At 70.1% G+C, this 17,676-nt stretch carries 18 protein-coding genes; 2 read left to right on the forward strand and 16 right to left on the reverse strand.

The features are described 5' to 3' along the window. The 4 genes from GA0111570_RS08525 to GA0111570_RS17665 form a co-directional block, all read right to left on the reverse strand. On the reverse strand, positions 1-479 hold a 479-nt coding region (locus GA0111570_RS08525), incomplete at its 3' end, for an AAA family ATPase (protein WP_139283188.1). A 47-nt stretch (positions 480-526) separates the two neighbouring features. After that, entirely contained in the window at positions 527-2,338 is a 1,812-nt protein-coding gene (gene aspS / locus GA0111570_RS08530; protein ID WP_092609306.1) for an aspartate--tRNA ligase, read from the reverse strand. 75 nt (positions 2,339-2,413) lie between these two features. After that, positions 2,414-3,097 (reverse strand): response regulator, encoded by a 684-nt coding sequence (locus tag GA0111570_RS08535; protein ID WP_092609309.1) that lies wholly within the window; start codon positions 3,095-3,097, stop codon positions 2,414-2,416. A 92-nt stretch (positions 3,098-3,189) separates the two neighbouring features. Beyond that, positions 3,190-3,357, reverse strand: coding sequence for a hypothetical protein (locus tag GA0111570_RS17665; RefSeq protein WP_175557406.1), 168 nt, complete (start codon positions 3,355-3,357; stop codon positions 3,190-3,192). 116 nt (positions 3,358-3,473) lie between these two features. Between GA0111570_RS17665 and GA0111570_RS08540 the strand changes: the two genes are divergently transcribed. Next, positions 3,474-4,604: a sensor histidine kinase gene (locus GA0111570_RS08540; protein WP_092609312.1), complete on the forward strand. Its 1,131-nt coding sequence runs from the start codon at positions 3,474-3,476 to the stop codon at positions 4,602-4,604. Positions 4,605-4,607: 3 nt separating this feature from the next. Here the strand turns inward: GA0111570_RS08540 and hisS are convergent, their stop codons facing one another. Both hisS and GA0111570_RS08550 read right to left on the reverse strand, forming a co-directional pair. Further along, on the reverse strand, positions 4,608-5,948 hold the full coding sequence (hisS, locus tag GA0111570_RS08545; protein WP_092609316.1) for a histidine--tRNA ligase: 1,341 nt from the start codon (positions 5,946-5,948) through the stop codon (positions 4,608-4,610). A 69-nt stretch (positions 5,949-6,017) separates the two neighbouring features. After that, complete coding sequence (locus tag GA0111570_RS08550; RefSeq protein WP_092609319.1) at positions 6,018-6,698, reverse strand: MBL fold metallo-hydrolase; 681 nt, start codon at positions 6,696-6,698, stop codon at positions 6,018-6,020. Positions 6,699-6,729: 31 nt separating this feature from the next. Between GA0111570_RS08550 and GA0111570_RS08555 the strand changes: the two genes are divergently transcribed. After that, positions 6,730-7,974 carry a DUF349 domain-containing protein gene (locus GA0111570_RS08555; protein ID WP_425438618.1) on the forward strand — a complete coding sequence of 415 codons (1,245 nt, stop codon included), beginning with the start codon at positions 6,730-6,732 and terminating at the stop codon, positions 7,972-7,974. Between the two features lie 84 nt (positions 7,975-8,058). Here the strand turns inward: GA0111570_RS08555 and GA0111570_RS08560 are convergent, their stop codons facing one another. The 10 genes from GA0111570_RS08560 to GA0111570_RS17320 all read right to left on the reverse strand — a co-directional run bounded on the left by GA0111570_RS08560 (position 8,059) and on the right by GA0111570_RS17320 (position 17,676). Then, a complete protein-coding gene (locus GA0111570_RS08560) occupies positions 8,059-10,317 on the reverse strand; it encodes a RelA/SpoT family protein (RefSeq protein WP_092609325.1) in 2,259 nt (752 codons plus the stop codon). A gap of 100 nt (positions 10,318-10,417) precedes the next feature. Further along, positions 10,418-10,990 (reverse strand): adenine phosphoribosyltransferase, encoded by a 573-nt coding sequence (locus GA0111570_RS08565; RefSeq protein ID WP_092609328.1) that lies wholly within the window; start codon positions 10,988-10,990, stop codon positions 10,418-10,420. A 23-nt stretch (positions 10,991-11,013) separates the two neighbouring features. After that, a complete protein-coding gene (gene secF, locus GA0111570_RS08570) occupies positions 11,014-12,138 on the reverse strand; it encodes a protein translocase subunit SecF (RefSeq protein WP_175557408.1) in 1,125 nt (374 codons plus the stop codon). Continuing rightward, positions 12,138-13,919 (reverse strand): protein translocase subunit SecD, encoded by a 1,782-nt coding sequence (gene secD, locus GA0111570_RS08575; RefSeq protein WP_092609334.1) that lies wholly within the window; start codon positions 13,917-13,919, stop codon positions 12,138-12,140. The genes secF and secD overlap by 1 nt, the downstream gene beginning before the upstream one ends. 12 nt (positions 13,920-13,931) lie before the next feature. After that, positions 13,932-14,411 carry a preprotein translocase subunit YajC gene (gene yajC, locus GA0111570_RS08580; protein ID WP_217634093.1) on the reverse strand — a complete coding sequence of 160 codons (480 nt, stop codon included), beginning with the start codon at positions 14,409-14,411 and terminating at the stop codon, positions 13,932-13,934. A 39-nt stretch (positions 14,412-14,450) separates the two neighbouring features. Further along, a complete protein-coding gene (ruvB, locus tag GA0111570_RS08585) occupies positions 14,451-15,482 on the reverse strand; it encodes a Holliday junction branch migration DNA helicase RuvB (RefSeq protein ID WP_092609339.1) in 1,032 nt (343 codons plus the stop codon). A 19-nt stretch (positions 15,483-15,501) separates the two neighbouring features. Next, positions 15,502-16,113 carry a Holliday junction branch migration protein RuvA gene (ruvA, locus tag GA0111570_RS08590; protein WP_092609342.1) on the reverse strand — a complete coding sequence of 204 codons (612 nt, stop codon included), beginning with the start codon at positions 16,111-16,113 and terminating at the stop codon, positions 15,502-15,504. Beyond that, the gene (gene ruvC / locus GA0111570_RS08595) at positions 16,110-16,676 is read right to left on the reverse strand and encodes a crossover junction endodeoxyribonuclease RuvC (protein WP_092609345.1); all 567 of its coding nucleotides are present in this window, start codon (positions 16,674-16,676) and stop codon (positions 16,110-16,112) included. The genes ruvA and ruvC overlap by 4 nt, the downstream gene beginning before the upstream one ends. A 14-nt stretch (positions 16,677-16,690) precedes the next feature. Continuing rightward, entirely contained in the window at positions 16,691-17,458 is a 768-nt protein-coding gene (locus GA0111570_RS08600) for a YebC/PmpR family DNA-binding transcriptional regulator (RefSeq protein WP_092609348.1), read from the reverse strand. A 32-nt stretch (positions 17,459-17,490) separates the two neighbouring features. Beyond that, positions 17,491-17,676: a hypothetical protein gene (locus GA0111570_RS17320; RefSeq protein WP_139283189.1), complete on the reverse strand. Its 186-nt coding sequence runs from the start codon at positions 17,674-17,676 to the stop codon at positions 17,491-17,493.

A 17,676-nucleotide genomic window follows, 5' to 3' on the forward strand; every position in this document is an offset into this window, starting at 1 on the left:
AAGCTCGGGTTCTCGGTGGTGGCGGCGATCAGGGTGACCAGCCGGTTCTCCACGGCCGGCAGCAGGACGTCCTGCTGGGCCTTGGAGAAGCGGTGCACCTCGTCGACGAACAGCACCGTCGGGTTGCCGCGGGCCAGCTCGCGCTTGGCGGTGTCCAGCTCGGCGCGGACATCCTTGACGCCGGCGGTGACGGCGGAGAGCTCCACGAAGCGCCGGTTCGTGGACCGGGACACCACCGCCGCGATGGTCGTCTTGCCGACCCCGGGCGGTCCCCACAGGAAGACCGACCCGGGCTCGCCGGCCGCCAGTCGGCGCAGCGGGGAGCCCGGGGTCAGCAGGTGGTCCTGGCCGACGATCTCGTCGAGGGTCCGGGGACGGAGCCGGACCGCCAGCGGCTCCTGGCCGCTGGCGGTCCCGCCGAGCACGCCCCGGCCGGTGGGCTCGGGTTCGTCGTTGTCGGAGAAGAGGTCGTGAGGCATCGTACGTTCAGCCTACCCACGACCCGCAGTCCCCCGACGCGTGGCGATCAGGCCTGCGACGTGGCCGCCGCGACCCTCTCCTCGTCCTTCTTCTTCGGCTTGGAGTCGACCCCGGCCTCCTTGCGCTGCTTGGTCGTGATCGGCGCCGGGGCACCGGTCAGCGGGTCGTAGCCGTTGCCGGACTTGGGGAACGCGATCACGTCGCGGATCGAGTCGGTGTGGGCGAGCAGGGACACGATCCGGTCCCAGCCGAACGCGATGCCGCCGTGCGGGGGGGCGCCGAACTTGAACGCGTCGAGCAGGAAGCCGAACTTCTCCTGCGCCTCCTCCTCGCCGATGCCCATCACCTTGAACACCCGCTCCTGGATGTCGCGGCGGTGGATACGGATCGAGCCGCCACCGATCTCGTTGCCGTTGCACACGCAGTCGTAGGCGTAGGCGAGGGCCGAGCCCGGATCGGTGTCGAAGGTCTCCATCGAGTCCGGCTTCGGGGAGGTGAAGGCGTGGTGCACGGCGGTCCAGGCGCCCTCGCCGACGGCGACGTCACCGGCGGCGACGGCCTCGGAGGCGGGCTCGAACAGCGGGGCGTCGACCACCCAGAGGAAGCTCCAGGCCGACTCGTCGACCTGCCCGGTGCGCCGGCCGATCTCCAGCCGGGCCGCGCCGAGCAGCTCCTGGGAGGACTTGCGTCCCCCGGCAGCGAAGAAGATCGCGTCGCCAGGCTGCGCGCCGGTCGCGGCGGCCAGGCCGTCGCGCTCGGCCTCGGTGATGTTCTTGGCGACCGGCCCGCCGAGCGTGCCGTCCTCGCCGACGGTTACGTACGCCAGGCCCTTGGCCCCGCGCTGCTTGGCCCACTCCTGCCAGGCGTCGAACTGGCGGCGCGGCTGGGAGGCCCCGCCGGCCATCACGACGGCACCGACGTACGGCGCCTTGAACACCCGGAAGGTGGTGTCCCGGAAGTAGTCGGTCATCTCGGTGATCTGCAGGTCGAAGCGCAGGTCCGGCTTGTCCGAGCCGTACCGGTCCATCGCGTCGGCGTACGTCATCCGCGGGAACGGGGTGGGCAGTTCGACGTCGACCAGCCTCCAGACCGCGACCATCACCTGCTCGGCCAGGGCGATCACGTCGTCCTGGTCGACGAAGCTCATCTCGATGTCGAGCTGGGTGAACTCGGGCTGGCGGTCGGCGCGGAAGTCCTCGTCGCGGTAGCAGCGGGCGATCTGGTAGTAGCGCTCCATCCCCGCGACCATCAGCAGCTGCTTGAACAGCTGGGGGGACTGGGGCAGGGCGTACCAGGAGCCGGGCGCCAGGCGGGCCGGGACCAGGAAGTCACGGGCGCCCTCCGGGGTGGAGCGGGTCAGCGTCGGGGTCTCGATCTCGACGAAGTCGTGGGCCTCCAGCACCGAGCGGGCCGCCCGGGATACCTGGGAGCGCAGGCGCAGCGCGGCGCCCTGGCGGGGCCGGCGCAGGTCGAGGTAGCGGTACTTCAGCCGGGCCTCCTCGCCGACGGTTACGTGCTCGTCGATCTGGAAGGGCAGCGGGGCGGCGGTGTTGAGCACGTCGAGGTCGGTGATCGCCACCTCGATCTCGCCGGTCGGCAGGTCCGGGTTGGCGTTGCCTTCCGGACGCTCCTCCACGACACCGGTCACGGCGATGCAGTACTCGTTGCGCAGGTCATGGGCGCCGGAGGACTCGAGGATCTCGTCCCGCACCACGACCTGGGCCACGCCGCTGGCATCGCGAAGGTCGATGAACGCGACGCCGCCGTGGTCCCGCCGGCGGGCCACCCAGCCGGCAAGGGTGACGGTCTGGCCGGCGTGCTCGGCACGCAGGGTACCGGCGTCATGGGTGCGAATCACAGGGTGTCCTTCCGGGAACTGGGCATCGTACGGTTGGCCAGCCTACCGCCGATCGACCGGGCGACCGTGACAGGATCAGGGCGCCGTCCGCTGCGGCGTGACCAGTCCGTACTGGTAGGCCAGCACCAGGATCTGGGTACGGGAACGGACCCCGAGCTTGTCCCCGATGTGGCGCAGGTGCGCCTTCACCGCGGCCTCGGAGATACACAACCGCTCGGCGATGTCCTTGTTGCTCAGGCCGAGCGCCAACTGGTCGAGGACCTCGTGCTCACGGGCCGTCGGCGCGGGCACCCGTCGGGGCAGCTGGGCGTGCGCCGGAGTGGCCGAGGGCCCCTCGGCGATGCTGCGGGCCAGGGCGCGCGAGATCCGGGGACTCAACGGCATCTCGTCCGCCAGCGCCTGCCGGATCCCGTCCATCAGCTCCTCGGCGGAGGAGTCCTTCACCAGGTAGCCGGCCGCACCTGCGCGCAGTGCCGGCACCACGTAGTCGACCGACACGAAGGTCGTGACCGCGACCATGCACGCGTCGGGGTGCTGGCGTCCGATGGCGGTCATCGCCTCGACCCCGGACATCCGCGGCATCTTGAGGTCCATCAGCACCACGTCCGGGCGCAACTGGCCGTAGCGGCCAACCGCCTCCGCCCCGTCGGAGGCCTCACCGACCACGACGAACTCCGGATGGTCCGCGAAGATGTGGCGGAAGGCGTCGCGAACGACCGGTTCGTCGTCGACGACGAGGATTCTGGTGGGCTCGGTCACGCCCCTAGACTAAGCCCCCGGAATGTAGACAAAAGGTGATGGCCAGCCCGGTCGTGATGGACCAGCATTGATCTCGGCGCCGGGGGGTGCTGTCAGCGCAGGGAGGTGGGGGCCGTGAAGAAGAACATCAGGGCGCAAGGGATCAGCAGGATCGCCAGGATCTCGGTAGTGTCCTTGGCAGTCATGTTCATCACGGCCCCCCTCTCCCCCGCAGCCACGTCCGAGAACGCCATCGCCCAGCCGTTGGGTTTTCGCGACATGATCTGCCGGTACTTCCCGTCCGTTTGCGCCTGATCCGGATACCATCACGTCCTTTCCCTCCCGTTTGCAGGAGTTGCTGGAGTCACGTCCCTTGCCGACGTGGCTCCGTGTCGCGATGGTCGTCACCATTTCGCTGAGTTTCGTGGACGACCTGCGCGGGTCGTTCGGCGACTGGGCCACGATCCGCGGCGACCAGCACGAGGTGTGGGTCCAGATCGGCCTGCTGCTCAGCTACCTGGTGCTGTACCTGTCCACCTGGCGCACCACTGCTGCGGTGCTGGCCTTCATACCCACCCTGGTGGTCGCGCTGACGACCGGTGACTCGTCTGTGGTGCTGCTGAGCGGGGCGGCCGTCGTCGGCCTGGCCCCGATCACGACGCGCCTGCCGGTCACGCTCGCGACCTGGCTGCTGTTCCTGGGGTGGGCGGTGCTGGCCGCAGTGCTGAAGGGATCGGCCTGGCGCGACATCTTCTGGCTGGCGATGCTGGTGTTCTTCCTCAGCAGTGTGCTCGGCACCGCGGTGCGCCGGTTCCAGGTCCAGCTGTCGCACGACCGGCGCCGGCTGCTGGAACTCCAGGAGGAGAACCGGCGGATCCGTGAGGACGAGCGGGCAGCGCTGGCCCGCGAGCTGCACGACGTGGTGGCCCACGAGCTCTCGCTGATCTCCCTGCAGATCACCAGCCGCAGCCGCACCGACGACCCCGCCGAGCTCCACCGGGTCCTGGACAGCGTGCGGCAGGCCACCCATTCCGCCCTCTACGAGCTGCGGCTGCTGGTGGGAGTGCTGCGGGAGGACGACCCGGGCGACGACTCCGACCTCGGGCACCTCAACGACGACACGTCGGTGCTGCGCGCCGTCGAGGGACTGACCGCCAGGCTGGACGAGCTCGGCTTCGATGCCCGGTTCGTGGTCTCCCCCGAGGTCGACGGGCTCCCCTCCACGCTCACCCGGACGCTGATCCGCATCATGCAGGAGTCGTGCACCAACATCGTCAAGCACGCCCCGTCCGGGTGCACCTGCCGGGGCGAGGTGCGGCTCGGTCCGCGCTCGGTGCTGCTGACCGTCCGCAACCCCCTCGGTCGGGTGGCCGGGCGCGAGGACCTGAACGACGGGCCGACCGGCTGGGGCCTGCGGGGCATCGCCGAACGGGTCGACCTGCTCGGCGGTCAGCTGCGTGCCGGCCAGGAGGGCTCGGACTGGCTGGTGCGGGCCGAGCTCCCCCTCTCGGCCGACGAACTGACCTAGCCGTCAGCCCAGCGGCCCGCGCACTGTACGGGGGAAGAGGTCCTCGGCCGGCGGAGTCCACGCATCGGCATCGGCGCCGACCTGCTCACCAGAACGGATGTCCTTCACCTCGTCGTTCTCCCCGGCGCCGAACCACACGTACGGGATGCCGCGGCGGTCGGCGTAGCGGATCTGCTTGCCGAACTTGTCCGCCTTCGGGGCCACCTCGGTCGGGATCCCGCGCCGGCGCAGCCGGTCGGCGGTCCGCAGCGCGACCTCGCGGCTCTCCTCGTTGTCGACTGCCACCAGGACGCAGGTCGGCACCGAACGCGACGCGGTGAGCTCCCCACGGCCCAGGATCGGGGCCAGCAGCCGGGTGACGCCGAAGGAGTAGCCGACCCCGGGGAAGGTGTTCTTGCCGTCGGAGGCGAGGGCGTCGTACCGGCCGCCGGAGGCGACCGAGCCCATCTTCTCCGCGCCCTGCAGCACGGTCTCGTAGACGGTGCCGGTGTAGTAGTCCAGGCCGCGGGCGATCTTCAGGTCGGCGAGCATCCGCCCGGGCACCTGGCGCTCGGCCACCCGGACCACGGCGGCGAGCGCCTCCAGGCCCTGGTCGAGCAACGCGTGCTCGACGCCGAGTTCGCGGACCCGGTCGACGAAGGACTCGTCGGTGGTCGCGATGCCCGCCAGTGCCACGCACTTGGCTGCCTGCCCGGTCTCCAGGCCGAGCTCGGTGACCAGCAGCTCGGCCACCGCGTCCGGGCCGATCTTGTCGTACTTGTCGACCCGCTGGAGCACGGCGGCGGTGTCCTCGATGCCGAGCCCGCGGTAGAAGCCCTCGGACAGCTTGCGGTTGTTGACGTGCAGCACGACCGGCGGGATGCCCAGGTCGACGTGCAGCTTCTCGAACGCGTCGAGGGCGACCAGAGGGATCTCGACGTCGTGGTGGTCGGCCAGGGTGCCCTGGCCGACGATGTCGATGTCGGCCTGGAGGAACTCGCGGTAGCGGCCCTCCTGCGGGCGCTCGCCGCGCCAGACCTTCTGGACCTGGTAGCGGCGGAACGGGAAGACCAGGTGCCCGGCGTGCTCCAGCACGTAGCGGGCGAACGGCACCGTCAGGTCGAAGTGCAGGCCGAGTTCGTCGGTGTCGCCCTCGGCCGCGTGCAGCCGCCGGACGACGTAGATCTCCTTGTCGATCTCGCCCTTGCGGGCCAGCTGGTCCATCGGCTCGACGGCCCGGGTCTCGATCGAGGCGAAGCCGTGCAGCTCGAAGGTCGACGACAGGATCCGCAACGCATGCAGCTCGACCATCCGCTCGGCGGGGAGGAACTCGGGGAAGCCGGACATCGGCTTGGGGCGGCTCATGCGGACAGCGGCCTTTCGGGACGGGGTTGCGTACGCGAGGGCGTACGCACGACCCCACGAGCCTAGTCCCTACAACTGCAGGTAGGGATTGGTGGCGCGCTCGCGGGACACCAGCGTCTGCCCACCGTGGCCGGGCAGCAGGACCGTACGATCGGCCAGGCCGAGGACGACGTGGCGCAGCGTCTCCGCCATCACCGTGGGGTCGCCGCTCGGCAGGTCGGTGCGCCCGACGCTGCCGGCGAACACCACGTCGCCGGTGAGGACCAGCGCGTCGTACCGGTCGTCGTCGGGGTAGGCCAACCGGTACATCGTGGATCCGGGGGTGTGCCCGGGGGCGTGCAGGGCCTCGAACTCCAGCCCCGCCAACTCGATCCGGTCCCCGTCGGCCACCTCGTGCAGCGGGGAGGGCTCGCGGTCGGTGAAGTCCGGGGCCTCGCCGAACGTCCGGGCGACCAGTTCACGGGCGGCCGGGATCGAGTACGGGTCGGTCAGGGAGGGCCGGTCGGCCGGGTGGATCCAGCAGCCGATGCCGTACTCCTCGGCCACGGCCGCCGCCGAGAACATGTGGTCGATGTGTCCATGGGTGAGCAGGACACCCGCCGGGACGAGCCCCTGGTCCCGGACGATCCGCCGGAGCGTGTCGATCGCCGTCACGCCCGGATCGACCACGACGCACTCGCCGCCGGGAGCGGGCCCGACAAGGTAGCAGTTCGTCTGCCAGGCACCCGCCGGAAATGAGGCAATGAACACAACTCGCACCCTATCGGGCAAGATGTACCCCATGAGTGAGATGTCAGGGCCAGCTTCCTTTGGTCGCGTCGACGCCGACGGCACGGTCTACGTACGCACCCCGGAAGGAGAGCGCACCGTGGGCCAGGTCCCGGATGCGGACCCCGCCGAGGCCCTCGCGTTCTACGTGCGCCGCTTCGAGAACCTCTCGGTCGAGGTCGACCTGCTGGAGAACCGGCTCCGGGGCGGTGCCCTGTCACCCGACGAGGCACGCAAGCGCATCGCCCAGGTCAAGGAGAGCATCCACGACGCCGCCGCCGTCGGTGACCTTGCCGCGCTGGAGACCCGCCTGGAGGGACTGCAGCCGCTGATCGAGGAGAAGTCCGAGGAGCGCAAGGCCGCCCGGGCGGTGCAGAACGAGGAGACCCGCCAGGCCAAGGAGGCCATGGTCGCGGAGGCGGAGAAGATCGCCGCCGGCAGCGACTGGCGCGGTGGAGTGAACCGGTTCCGCGACCTGCTGGAGCAGTGGAAGGCCCTCCCCCGCATCGACAAGGCCACCGACGATGCCCTCTGGCACCGTTTCTCGACCGCCCGGACGACCTACACCCGGCGCCGCAAGCACCAGTTCGCCGAGCAGAACGCCCAGCGCGAGGGGGCGAAGGCGCTGAAGGAGGCGATCATCGCCGAGGCCACGCCGCTGGCGACCTCCGAGGACTGGGGCCAGACCTCCCGCGACTTCCGCGACCTGATGCAGCGCTGGAAGGCGGCCGGTTCGGCTCCGCGCGACATCGACGACAAGCTGTGGAAGCAGTTCCGCACCCTGCAGGACACCTTCTTCAATGCGCGCAACAACGCGCAGAGCGTCCAGGACGAGGAGTTCCGCGGCAACCAGGTCGCCAAGGAGGCGCTCCTGGACGAGTACGAGCCGCAGATCCGCCCCGAGGACGACCTGCCCGGCGCCAAGCGCCTGTACCGGGAGCTGCTGGAGAAGTGGGCCGAGGTCGGCATGGTGCCGCGCGACTCGATGCGCGGGCTGGACAGCCGGCTGCACAAGATCGAGCAGTCGGTCAAGCAGCGCGAGGACGCCGAGTGGAAGCGTACGGACCCGCAGGCCCGCGAGCTGGCCACCGACACCGCCCGCAAGATCCAGGCCCAGATCGACGACCTGGCGGAGAAGGCGGACAAGGCGGAGTCCCGCGGCGACGCCCGCCGGGCCAAGGAGCACCGCGACGCGATCTCCACCTACCAGACGTGGCTGGAGCAGGCCGAGCGGGCCGCCCGCGACTACGGCGCCTGATCACCACCGGACCGAACGCGACCGCGGTCGCCGTCACCCGACGGCGGCCGCGGTCGTTCGCTGGTGTACGAGGGGTGCGCCGGCTCAGCCCTGGACCCGGTAGACGTCGTAGACGCCCGGAACACGCCGGATCGCGTTCAGCACGTGGTCCAGGTGGGTCGGGTCGGGCGTCTCGAAGGTGAGGGTGGTCTTCGCCGTCTGGTCCCGGCGCGTGTTGACGCTGGCCGCGCTGATCGAGATGTGCTCCTCCGCGATCGACCGGGTGATGTCGGACAGCAGGCCGTTGCGGTCCAGCGCCAGGATCTGCACGGTGACCAGGAAGCTGCTGGCCGAGGTCGGAGCCCACGAGACGTCGACGATGCGCTCGGGCGAGTTCTCCACCAGGTCCAGCGCATTGCTGCAGTCGCGGCGGTGCACCGAGACACCGGACGCGCGGGTGATGAAACCGAGGATGTCGTCACCGGGGACCGGCGTGCAGCACCGGGCCAGCTTCACCCACAGGCCCTTGTCTCCGTCCACCATCACCCCGGTCTCGGAGGACGACGGGACGGTCCTGGGGCGGCGCAGGACGATCGAGTCCTCGCTGGTCTCGTCGGCCACCTCCTCCGGTCCGCCGGCGATCTCGACCAGCCGCTGGCACACCGCCTGCGGCGACACCGAGCCGTCGCCCACCGCCTTGTAGAGGCTGTTGACGTCGGCGACGCGGAAGTACGCCGCGACCTCGGTCAGGTGCTCGATGGTGAGCAGGCGCTGCATCGGCATGTCCATCCGGCGCATCTGCCGGGCCAGGGACTCCTTGCCGCCCTCGATCGCCTCGTCGCGCCGCTCCCGGCTGAAGTACTGGCGGATCTTGGCGCGGGCGCGCGGGCTGGCGACGAAGTTCATCCAGTCCCGGGAGGGGCCGGCCCCCTCGGCCTTGGAGGTCAGGATCTCGACCCGGTCGCCGGTCTGCAGCTTCGACTCCAGCGGGACCAGCCGGCCGTTGACGCGTGCGCCGATGCAGCGGTGCCCGACCTCGGTGTGCACCAGGTAGGCGAAGTCGACCGGGGTCGCTCCGACCGGGAGGGTCAGCATGTCGCCCTTGGGCGTGTACACGATGACCTCGTCGGCGTTGATCGAGAAGAGCAGGTCGTCGAGGAACTCCTCGGGGTCCTCCGTCTCGCGCTGCCACTGGTTGAGCGCCCGTACCCAGGTCAGCTCGCTGGGGTCGGACCGGTCGCCCTTGCCCTCCTTGTACTTCCAGTGGGCAGCGACGCCGTAGTCGGCGCGGCGGTGCATCTCCCAGGTCCGGATCTGGAACTCGACCGGGGATCCCTCCGGACCGCGCACCGTGGTGTGGAGCGACTGGTACATGTTGTACTTCGGCATCGCGATGTAGTCCTTGAACCGCCCGGGCAGCGGGTTCCACTGCGAGTGCAGCACCCCCAGCGCGCCGTAGCAGTCCTGGATCGAGTCGACGATGATGCGCAGCGCGACCAGGTCGTAGATGTCGTCGAACGAGCGTCCCCGCACCACCATCTTCTGGTAGATCGAGTAGTAGTGCTTCGGCCGGCCCGTGACTGTCGCGCGGATCCCGGCCTGGCGCAGGTCGTTGTCCACGATCTCGGTGACCTGCTTGAGGAACTTCTCCCGGGAGGGTGCGCGCTGGGCGACCAGGTGCACGATCTCGTCGTACAGCTTGGGCTGCATGGTGGAGAACGCCAGGTCCTCCAGCTCCCACTTGATCGTGTTCATGCCGAGCCGGTGCGCCAGCGGCGCGTAGACCTCGAGGGTCTCCTCGGCGATCCGGTTCTGCTTGTCGGGTCGCAGGTAGTGCAGCGTCCGCATGTTGTGCAGGCGGTCGGCGAGCTTGATCACCAGGACCCGGATGTCCTGGCTCATGTTGACGATCATCTTGCGCAGCGTCTCGGCCTTGGCCGAGGAACCGTACGTCACCTTGTCCAGCTTGGTGACCCCGTCCACCAGCAGCGCGACGGTGGGACCGAAGTCTGCCGTCAGCTGGGCGAGGGTGTAGTCGGTGTCCTCCACCGTGTCGTGCAGCAGCCCGGCACAGATCGTGTCCTCGGCCGCACCGAACTCGGCCAGGATCGTCGCCACCGCCAGTGGGTGGGTGATGTACGGGTCACCGCTCTTGCGCTTCTGGCCGGAGTGGAAGTGTGCAGCGGTCACGTAGGCGCGCTCGACCAGCTGGAGGTTCGCCTTGGGGTGGCTGGCCCGGATCGCCTGGAACAGGGGGTCCAGGACGTTCGGCTGCTGGGGCTTGGTGCCCAGGCGTGCCAAGCGCTGGCGCATCGAGAGGCGCGGCGCATCGCCCAGTGCGACGGGCAACGTGTCGTCGGACATGCTCGGCCTCCTCACGGTGCATCCGCGTATTGGCGGAATTCTAGTCCCCCGAGCGCAGATCTCCCCCGTACGGCCCGGATCTGACCGAGGAGCGGGACGGTCAGCCCTCGACCGTCACCAGGGCGGTGATCGCCGTCTCGCCCAGACCGGCCTCCGCCAGCCGGCGGTGCGGCTCCAGGAAAGCGAGCTCCATCACCACCGCCACGTGGACCAGCTCGGCGCCGAGACGCCGGATCAGTTCGGCGGTGGCCGCCAGGGTGCCGCCGGTGGCCAGCACGTCGTCGACCACCAGCACCCGCGATCCGGGCTTGATCGCGTCGGTGTGGATCGTCAGCGTCTCACTGCCGTACTCCAGGTCGTAGCTGACCTCGTACGTCGCGGCGGGCAGCTTGCCGGGCTTGCGGACGGGCACGAAACCCGCCCCCAGCGCGACGGCGACCGGGGCACCGACGATGAATCCCCGCGCCTCCATACCGACCACCACGTCGATGGCGGGCGGGGCCGCCGCGACCAGTTCGTCGACGGTGGCCCGGAAGCCCTCCGCGGAGCCGAGCAGCGGGGTGATGTCCTTGAACCCGACCCCCTGCTGGGGGAAGTCCGGGATGTCGCGGATCAGCGAGGCGATCAACCTGCGGTTCTCCGCCGAGGTGCGGGCAGGCACTGCGGTGGTCATGGTTCCTCGATCTCCTCGGACGCTCAGTGCTCGGTCCGGCGCTGGCTGCGCGGGCGGTGCTCGGGCTGGTGGCGGACGCCGTGATGGACGTGGTCGGTCACGTCGACAGCCACAGTGACCGGTGAGGGGCTGGAGGTGACCAGGGCCGCCTCCTGTTCGGCCCGGAGCTGCCGCTCCTCGTCCCGGGCCAAACGGGAACGCCAGTCGGCCATCTGCGAGGTGCGCTCCTTCATGTCCACCAGCAGCGAGGTGGCGATGTAGATGGAGGAGTAGGCGCCGGCGATCATGCCGACGACCATGGCCAGCGACAGGTCCTTGATCGGGCCGGTGCCCAGCACCCAGATGCCGGCGACCAGCAGCGCCACGATCGGCAGCACGCCGATGATGGTGGTGTTGATCGACCGCAGCAGGACCTCGTTGAGGCTCCGGTTCGCAGCCCGCGTGTAGGTCTCCTTGCGTACGCCCAGGTCCCGGACGTTCTCCCGGACCCGGTCGAAGACGACCATCGTGTCGTAGAGGGAGTAGCCGAGGATGGTGAGCAGTGCGGTCAGGGTCGCCGGGGTGACGGAGAAGCCGACCCAGGCGTAGACCCCGACGGTGACGACCAGGTCGTGCAGCACCGCCGCGATCGCCGCGACCGCCATTCGCCAGTCACGGAAGTACACCGCGATCAGCAGACCTACCAGGACCAGGAAGACGCTCAGTGCGATGATGCCCTTCTGGGTGATCTGCTTGCCCCAGGAGGCGCCGATCAGGCTGTAGGACACCTGGTCGGGTGATACCCCGGCCCAGGACCCGAGGGCCTGGCGGATCTCGGTGACCTCGGGGCTGGTCAGCGCGCGGGTCTGCACGTTGACGGTGTTGGCACCGATGGTCGTGACGGTGATCTCGTTCAGCTCGGGGATGCTCAGCTTCTCGATGGCGGCGCGCGCGTCGTTGACGGAGGTGTCGGTGACGGCGTACGGCACCCTGAACTCCGAGCCGCCCCGGAACTCGATGCTGAGGTTCAGGCCACGGACCAGCACCCCGAGGATGCAGATCGCCAGGACCACGGCGCTGATCACGTACCAGCGCCGGCGGTGGGCCATGACGTCGTAGACGTTCTCGCCGTGCGACAGCCGAACGAGCTTGCCCAACAGGCCGCCCATCATGCCTCCTCGGTGGTGGGAACAGAGTTGGTGACAGGAGCGCTGGCGACAGGAGCGCTGGCGACAGGGCTGCTGGTCGCGACACGGCTGGTGGCAGGAGCGGCATCGCGCGGGCGCCGCCGGCTGGTGGGCAGCCGCTCGACACCGATCGAGGCCGGTTCCAGCCCCGAGCCACGCCGTCCCTCACCGAAGTACCGGGTCCGCATCAGCAGCGTCATCACCGGCTTGGTGAACAGGAAGGTCACCACCAGGTCGATGATCGTGGCCAGCCCGAGGATGAAGGCGAACCCGCGGACCGCGCCGATGGAGAGGATGAACAGCACCAGGGCGCTGAGCAGCTGCACCCCGTCGGAGATCAGGATCGTCCCGCGGGCCTTCTCCCAGCCGGACTCGACCGCGGAGCGGATCGTACGTCCGGACCGCACCTCGTCCTTGATCCGCTCGAAGAAGATGATGAAGGAGTCGGCCGTGACGCCGATGCCGACGATGGCACCCGCCACACCGGGCAGGTTGGTCGCGACACCGAGGCCCTGCCCCAGCAGCACCATCAGGGAGTACGTCATCACCGCCGCCAGGGCGATCGTCGCGATGACGATCCAGGACAGGGTGCGGTACATGGCGACCGCGAAGGCCGCCACGAGGATCAGGCCGAGCAGTCCCGCGATCAGGGCGCCGCGCAGCTGCTCACCGCCCAGGACCGGGGAGACCGTGTCGACCGAGTCGATCGTCAGGGCGAGCGGCAGGGCGCCGTACTTGAGCACGGAGGCCAGGCTCTGGGCCGATTCCTGGGTGAAGCCCTGGGAGCCTCCGTCGATCTGGGCGCGGCCGTTCGGGATCACCTCGTTCACCTGCGGAGCCGACACGACCCGACCGTCCAGGACGATCGCGAACTGCTTGGTCGGCACGCCCTGGGCGAGCTGGGCGGTGGCGTCGGCGAACAGGCGGGCGCCCTCGGAGTTGAAGTCCATCGTGACGACCCACTGCAGCTGTCCCTGGGGGATGCCCGCGCTGGCGGTCTGCACCTGCTGGCCGCTGACCACCGTCGGACCGAGCAGGTACTTGGCCGTGCCCTCGCGGTCACAGGTCATCAGCGGCTGGTCGGCGACGTCGTTGACCGGGTCACCACAGTGGTAGGCGGCGAAGTTCGCAACTGCCTGCTGGTCCGGCTGCCAGGTCAGTGCCTTGTCCTGCGGCACGCCCTTGCCCGCCACCGACGGGTAGGGCGACGGCGCAACGCTGGGCTTCGCCGGGGCCGCCGGAGCGGTCGGCAGGTTGTTGGCCTTCGGCGTGGTCGAGGCCTGCGGAACCACCGAGGCCTGCGGGGCCGTGCTGCCGGACCCGGCCTGCGGCGTCGCGCCCGGGCTGGGGGTGGCCGCCGGGACGGCGATCGGCTCGGCGTAGTAGACGACTCGGAAGTTCAACAGGGCCGTCTGGCCCACCATGTCCCGCAACCGGTCCTGGCTGACGTTCGGAACGCTGACAGTGATCTGGTTGTTGTTCGCCGTGGTGACCTCGGACTCGCCGACGCCGAGGCTGTCGACGCGCTGCTGGAGGATCGTACGGGCCTGCTCCAGGCTCGCCTTGTCGACCTGTCCCCCGCCGGTGGAATTGGACGCGGTCAGCGTGATGGTGGTGCCGCCCCGCAGGTCGAGGCCCAGCTTGGGCACCCAGCTCCCGCTCGCAGCCATCCCGCCGACCATCGCGGCAATTGCCACGAAGAGGGCCAGCAGCGGTCGCCAGGGATGGACGGGATGGGACGATCGTCGGTTCGTCGATGCCATGGGGTCCGGGGCTCAGGCTTTCCGGTCGTCCGGGCCGTGGAGGCGTCCGTCGGTGTCGCGATCGGTCCCGGTGGTGTCGGTCGTGTCGGTCGTGTCGGTTCCGGCTGCGGTGTCGGGCCGCTCGAGGTCCGTCCGCTCGAGATCCGTCCGCTCGACGTAGGTGTCGTCCGTCGTGTCCTCGAGGACCTCGTCAGAGGGCTCCTCGGGGTAGGCCCAGAACTCGTCGCGGCTGCGCGGCACGACGCCGGTCACCAGTCGCTTGTCGACGGTCATCACCACGCCGGGGGCGACCTCCACCCGGGCCTGGACGTCGCCCAGCTCGACCAGCGTCCCGTAGACACCGATCTGGGTCGACACGCGCGCACCGGGCTCGAGCTCGCCCATCAGGGCGGCCTGCTTCTTCTGCTGGACCCGCGCGGGGCGCACCAGCATGAAGTAGCCGAGCGCGACGAAGAGCGCGATCATCAGCAGCGTGCTCGTGGAGTTGTTCATGTATCTCACTTCTCGGGTCAGGGACGGACGGGGGCGAGTCTAGTCCCACAGGGACGGGGCCCCGGTTTCCTGGCCCGGGACGGGCAGTCCCAGGTGGGCATAGGCAGCCGGGGTGGCGACGCGTCCGCGCGGCGTGCGCATCATGAACCCGAGCCGCACCAGGAAGGGTTCGGCGACCTCCTCGACGGTGTCAGGCTCCTCGGCCACGGCGATCGCCAGGGTGGACAGCCCGACCGGACCGCCACCGAAGCGGCTGCACAGCGCGACCAGGACGGCCCGGTCGAGACGGTCCAGGCCCAGCTCGTCGACCTCGTACAGGTCGAGGGCGGCCCGGGCGGTGGCCCGGTCCACGTCACCGGTGCCGTGCACCTGGGCGTAGTCGCGGACCCGGCGCAGCAGCCGGTTGGCGATCCGGGGCGTGCCCCGGGAGCGCCGGGCGATCTCGGCGCCGGCATCGGCGTCGACCGGCACGTCGAGGACACGCGAGGAGCGCTGCACGATGTGCTCCAGCGCCTCGGGCGCGTAGAACTCAAGCTGCGCGGTCATCCCGAACCGGTCGCGCAGCGGGCCGGGCAGCAGTCCGGCCCGGGTGGTGGCACCGACCAGGGTGAAGTAGGGGATCTCGATCGGGATGGCCGTGGCGCCGGGGCCCTTGCCGACCACGACGTCGACCCGGTAGTCCTCCATCGCCAGGTAGAGCATCTCCTCGGCGGGCTTGGACATCCGGTGGATCTCGTCGAGGAAGAACACCTCGCCCTCGACCAGTCCGGACAGGATCGCCGCCAGGTCGCCGGCGTGCTGGATCGCCGGGCCGGAGGAGATCCGCAGCGGGACGCCCATCTCGGCGGCGATGATCATCGCCAGGGTCGTCTTGCCCAGCCCCGGCGGGCCGGACAGCAGGACGTGGTCGGGGGTGGTGCCGCGCTGCCGGGCGGCGGCGAGCACCAGACCGAGTTGGGCGCTGACCCGCGGCTGGCCCTCGAAATCGGTCAGCCGGCTGGGCCGCAGCGCCGCCTCGACGACACTCTCCTCGGCGAACGCGTGCGGGTCGACCGCGCCACGGTCGGTCACGACCGCACCACCTCCCGCTTCACTTGGCCAGCGACTGCAGCGCCGCCCGCATCAACTGTGCCACGCCGATCGAGGGGTCCTCGACGACGAGCGGTTCGACGGCGTCGCAGGCCAGCTCCGCCTCCTTGGCGGACCAGCCGAGCCCCTGCAGGCCTCCGGCGACCTGCTGGCGCCAGAGCGGACGCTCGTCCGCCGGGACCGACGGCCGATGGCCGACGGGGTCCACCCCGAGGCGGACGACCTTGTCCTTCAGCTCGACCAGCATCCGCTCGGCCGACTTCTTGCCGACCCCCGGCACCCGGGTCAGGGCGGCCAGGTCCTCGGCGAGGATGGCGGCCACGAACGCGGGCGGGTCGAACAGGGAGAGCACCGCCAGCGCCAGCTTGGGCCCGACGGCGTTCACCCCGAGCAGCATCTCGAAGGCCTCGCGCTCGGTCGGGTCGACGAAGCCGAACAGGGTGAAGGTCTCCTGGCGCATCTGCAGGGAGGTCTCCAGGTGGCCGCGCTCCCCCAGCCGCAGCCCGGCGAGGGCGCGGGCGGTGCACTGCACCTCCAGCCCCAGTCCGCCCAGGTCGATCACGGCGGTCGTCGCCCGGATGGCGCTCACCGTCCCGGTGAGGTGTGCGATCACCGACCGCCCTCCTTCCATGTCGTACGTCTGTTGCCGGCGTGGTCCTGGATCGCCTGCTGCCAGCGGTTGGGTACGGCATCGCCGACGACGATGCCGCTGCGCCACAGGTGGCACACGGCCAGGGCGACCGCGTCGGCGGCGTCCGCGGGCCTGGGCATCTCGGCCAGCCCGAGGATCCGGGCGACCATCGTGCCGACCTGCTGCTTGTCGGCGCGGCCGGACCCGGTAACCGCCGCCTTGACCTCCGAGGGGGTGTGCAGCTGGACCGGGAGTCCGTTCCGGGCGCCCACCAGCATGGCGATGCCGGCCGCCTGGGCGGTGCCCATCACTGTCGGGCTGTTGTGCTGGGCGAAGACCTGCTCGACGGCGACCACGTCGGGCCGGTGCTCGCGCAGCTTCGCCTCGATCTCGCGCTCCAGCAGCACCAGGCGGCGTGGTGTGTCGAGGTCCGCCGGGGTGCGGAAGACCCCGACATCGACCAGGCTGCACCGCCGGGAGCGGTCGCCGTCGATGACGCCGAAACCGCACCGGGTCAGGCCCGGATCGATGCCGAGGATTCGCACGCTGGGGTCGGGCCTCAGTCCTCGGAGAGGGAGGCCAGGGCCTCGGCGTCGGGTTCGTAGTTGCCGTAGACGTTCTGGACGTCGTCCAGGTCGTCGATGGCGTCAACCAGCTTCTCGACCTTCTCGAAGACCTCCAGGTCGACCTGCTGGAAGAAGTCGGGCACGAACTCCACCTCGGCGGAGTCGTAGTCCAGACCGGCGGCCTGGATCGCCTGGCGGACGGCGACGACCGAGTTCGGCTCGCAGATCACCCGGAACTGCTCGCCGGCATCCTGCACGTCCTCCGGGTCGGCCTCCAGGGTGGCCTCGAGCAGCTCGTCCTCGCTGATCTCCTTGCCGTCCTGCTTCTTGGCCACCGACACGACGCCCTTGCGCTGGAACATCCGCGAGGTGGATCCCGGGTCGGCGACGGTGCCGCCGTTGCGGGTGATGGCGACGCGGACGTCGGAGGCCGCGCGGTTGCGGTTGTCGGTGAGGCACTCGATCAGCAGGGCGATGCCGGCCGGGCCGTAGGCCTCGTACATGATCGTCTCGTAGTTGACCGCATCGCTGCCCTCACCAGCGCCGCGCTTGACAGCACGGTCGATGTTGTCGTTGGGGACCGAGGACTTCTTCGCCTTCTGGATGGCGTCGTAGAGGGTCGGGTTGCCGCCCGGGTCGCCGCCGCCGATCCGGGCAGCGACCTCGATGTTCTTGATCAGCTTGGCGAAGAGCTTGCCGCGCTTCGCGTCGATGACGGCCTTCTTGTGCTTGGTGGTGGCCCACTTGGAATGCCCACTCATGGGGTGCTCCTGTCTGTCGAACCGCCGGGGCGTCAGCCCCAGATGCGGGGGTGTTCGGGGGTGGTGGGCACTGACTGTGCCCAGCGGCGGCGCCACGGTGCGGCGCCGTCCTCGACGGCCGATGCCGTCCGGCCGGTGAACCTGTCGGCCCAGCCTGCTCCGGGTTCCGGCGTCCCGCCGGGGTCCGGCACCCGTCCGCCTGCGATGTCCGTGCTCAT

Origin of the sequence: Raineyella antarctica (assembly GCF_900092135.1) — a bacterium.
In the GTDB taxonomy this organism is placed as follows: Bacteria; Actinomycetota; Actinomycetes; order Propionibacteriales; family Propionibacteriaceae; genus Raineyella; species Raineyella antarctica.

What these genes read in the sequence shown, in the direction of transcription:
- secD (WP_092609334.1), bottom strand. Translation starts at nt 13,919, where the DNA reads ATGGCATCGACGAACCGACGATCGTCCCATCCCGTCCATCCCTGGCGA.
- GA0111570_RS08565 (WP_092609328.1), bottom strand. Translation starts at nt 10,990, where the DNA reads ATGACCACCGCAGTGCCTGCCCGCACCTCGGCGGAGAACCGCAGGTTG.
- GA0111570_RS08555 (WP_425438618.1), top strand. Translation starts at nt 6,730, where the DNA reads ATGAGTGAGATGTCAGGGCCAGCTTCCTTTGGTCGCGTCGACGCCGAC.
- GA0111570_RS17665 (WP_175557406.1), bottom strand. Translation starts at nt 3,357, where the DNA reads ATGTCGCGAAAACCCAACGGCTGGGCGATGGCGTTCTCGGACGTGGCT.
- yajC (WP_217634093.1), bottom strand. Translation starts at nt 14,411, where the DNA reads ATGAACAACTCCACGAGCACGCTGCTGATGATCGCGCTCTTCGTCGCG.
- hisS (WP_092609316.1), bottom strand. Translation starts at nt 5,948, where the DNA reads ATGAGCCGCCCCAAGCCGATGTCCGGCTTCCCCGAGTTCCTCCCCGCC.
- secF (WP_175557408.1), bottom strand. Translation starts at nt 12,138, where the DNA reads ATGGGCGGCCTGTTGGGCAAGCTCGTTCGGCTGTCGCACGGCGAGAAC.
- GA0111570_RS08540 (WP_092609312.1), top strand. Translation starts at nt 3,474, where the DNA reads ATGGTCGTCACCATTTCGCTGAGTTTCGTGGACGACCTGCGCGGGTCG.
- GA0111570_RS08560 (WP_092609325.1), bottom strand. Translation starts at nt 10,317, where the DNA reads ATGTCCGACGACACGTTGCCCGTCGCACTGGGCGATGCGCCGCGCCTC.
- GA0111570_RS17320 (WP_139283189.1), bottom strand. Translation starts at nt 17,676, where the DNA reads ATGAGCACGGACATCGCAGGCGGACGGGTGCCGGACCCCGGCGGGACG.
- GA0111570_RS08600 (WP_092609348.1), bottom strand. Translation starts at nt 17,458, where the DNA reads ATGAGTGGGCATTCCAAGTGGGCCACCACCAAGCACAAGAAGGCCGTC.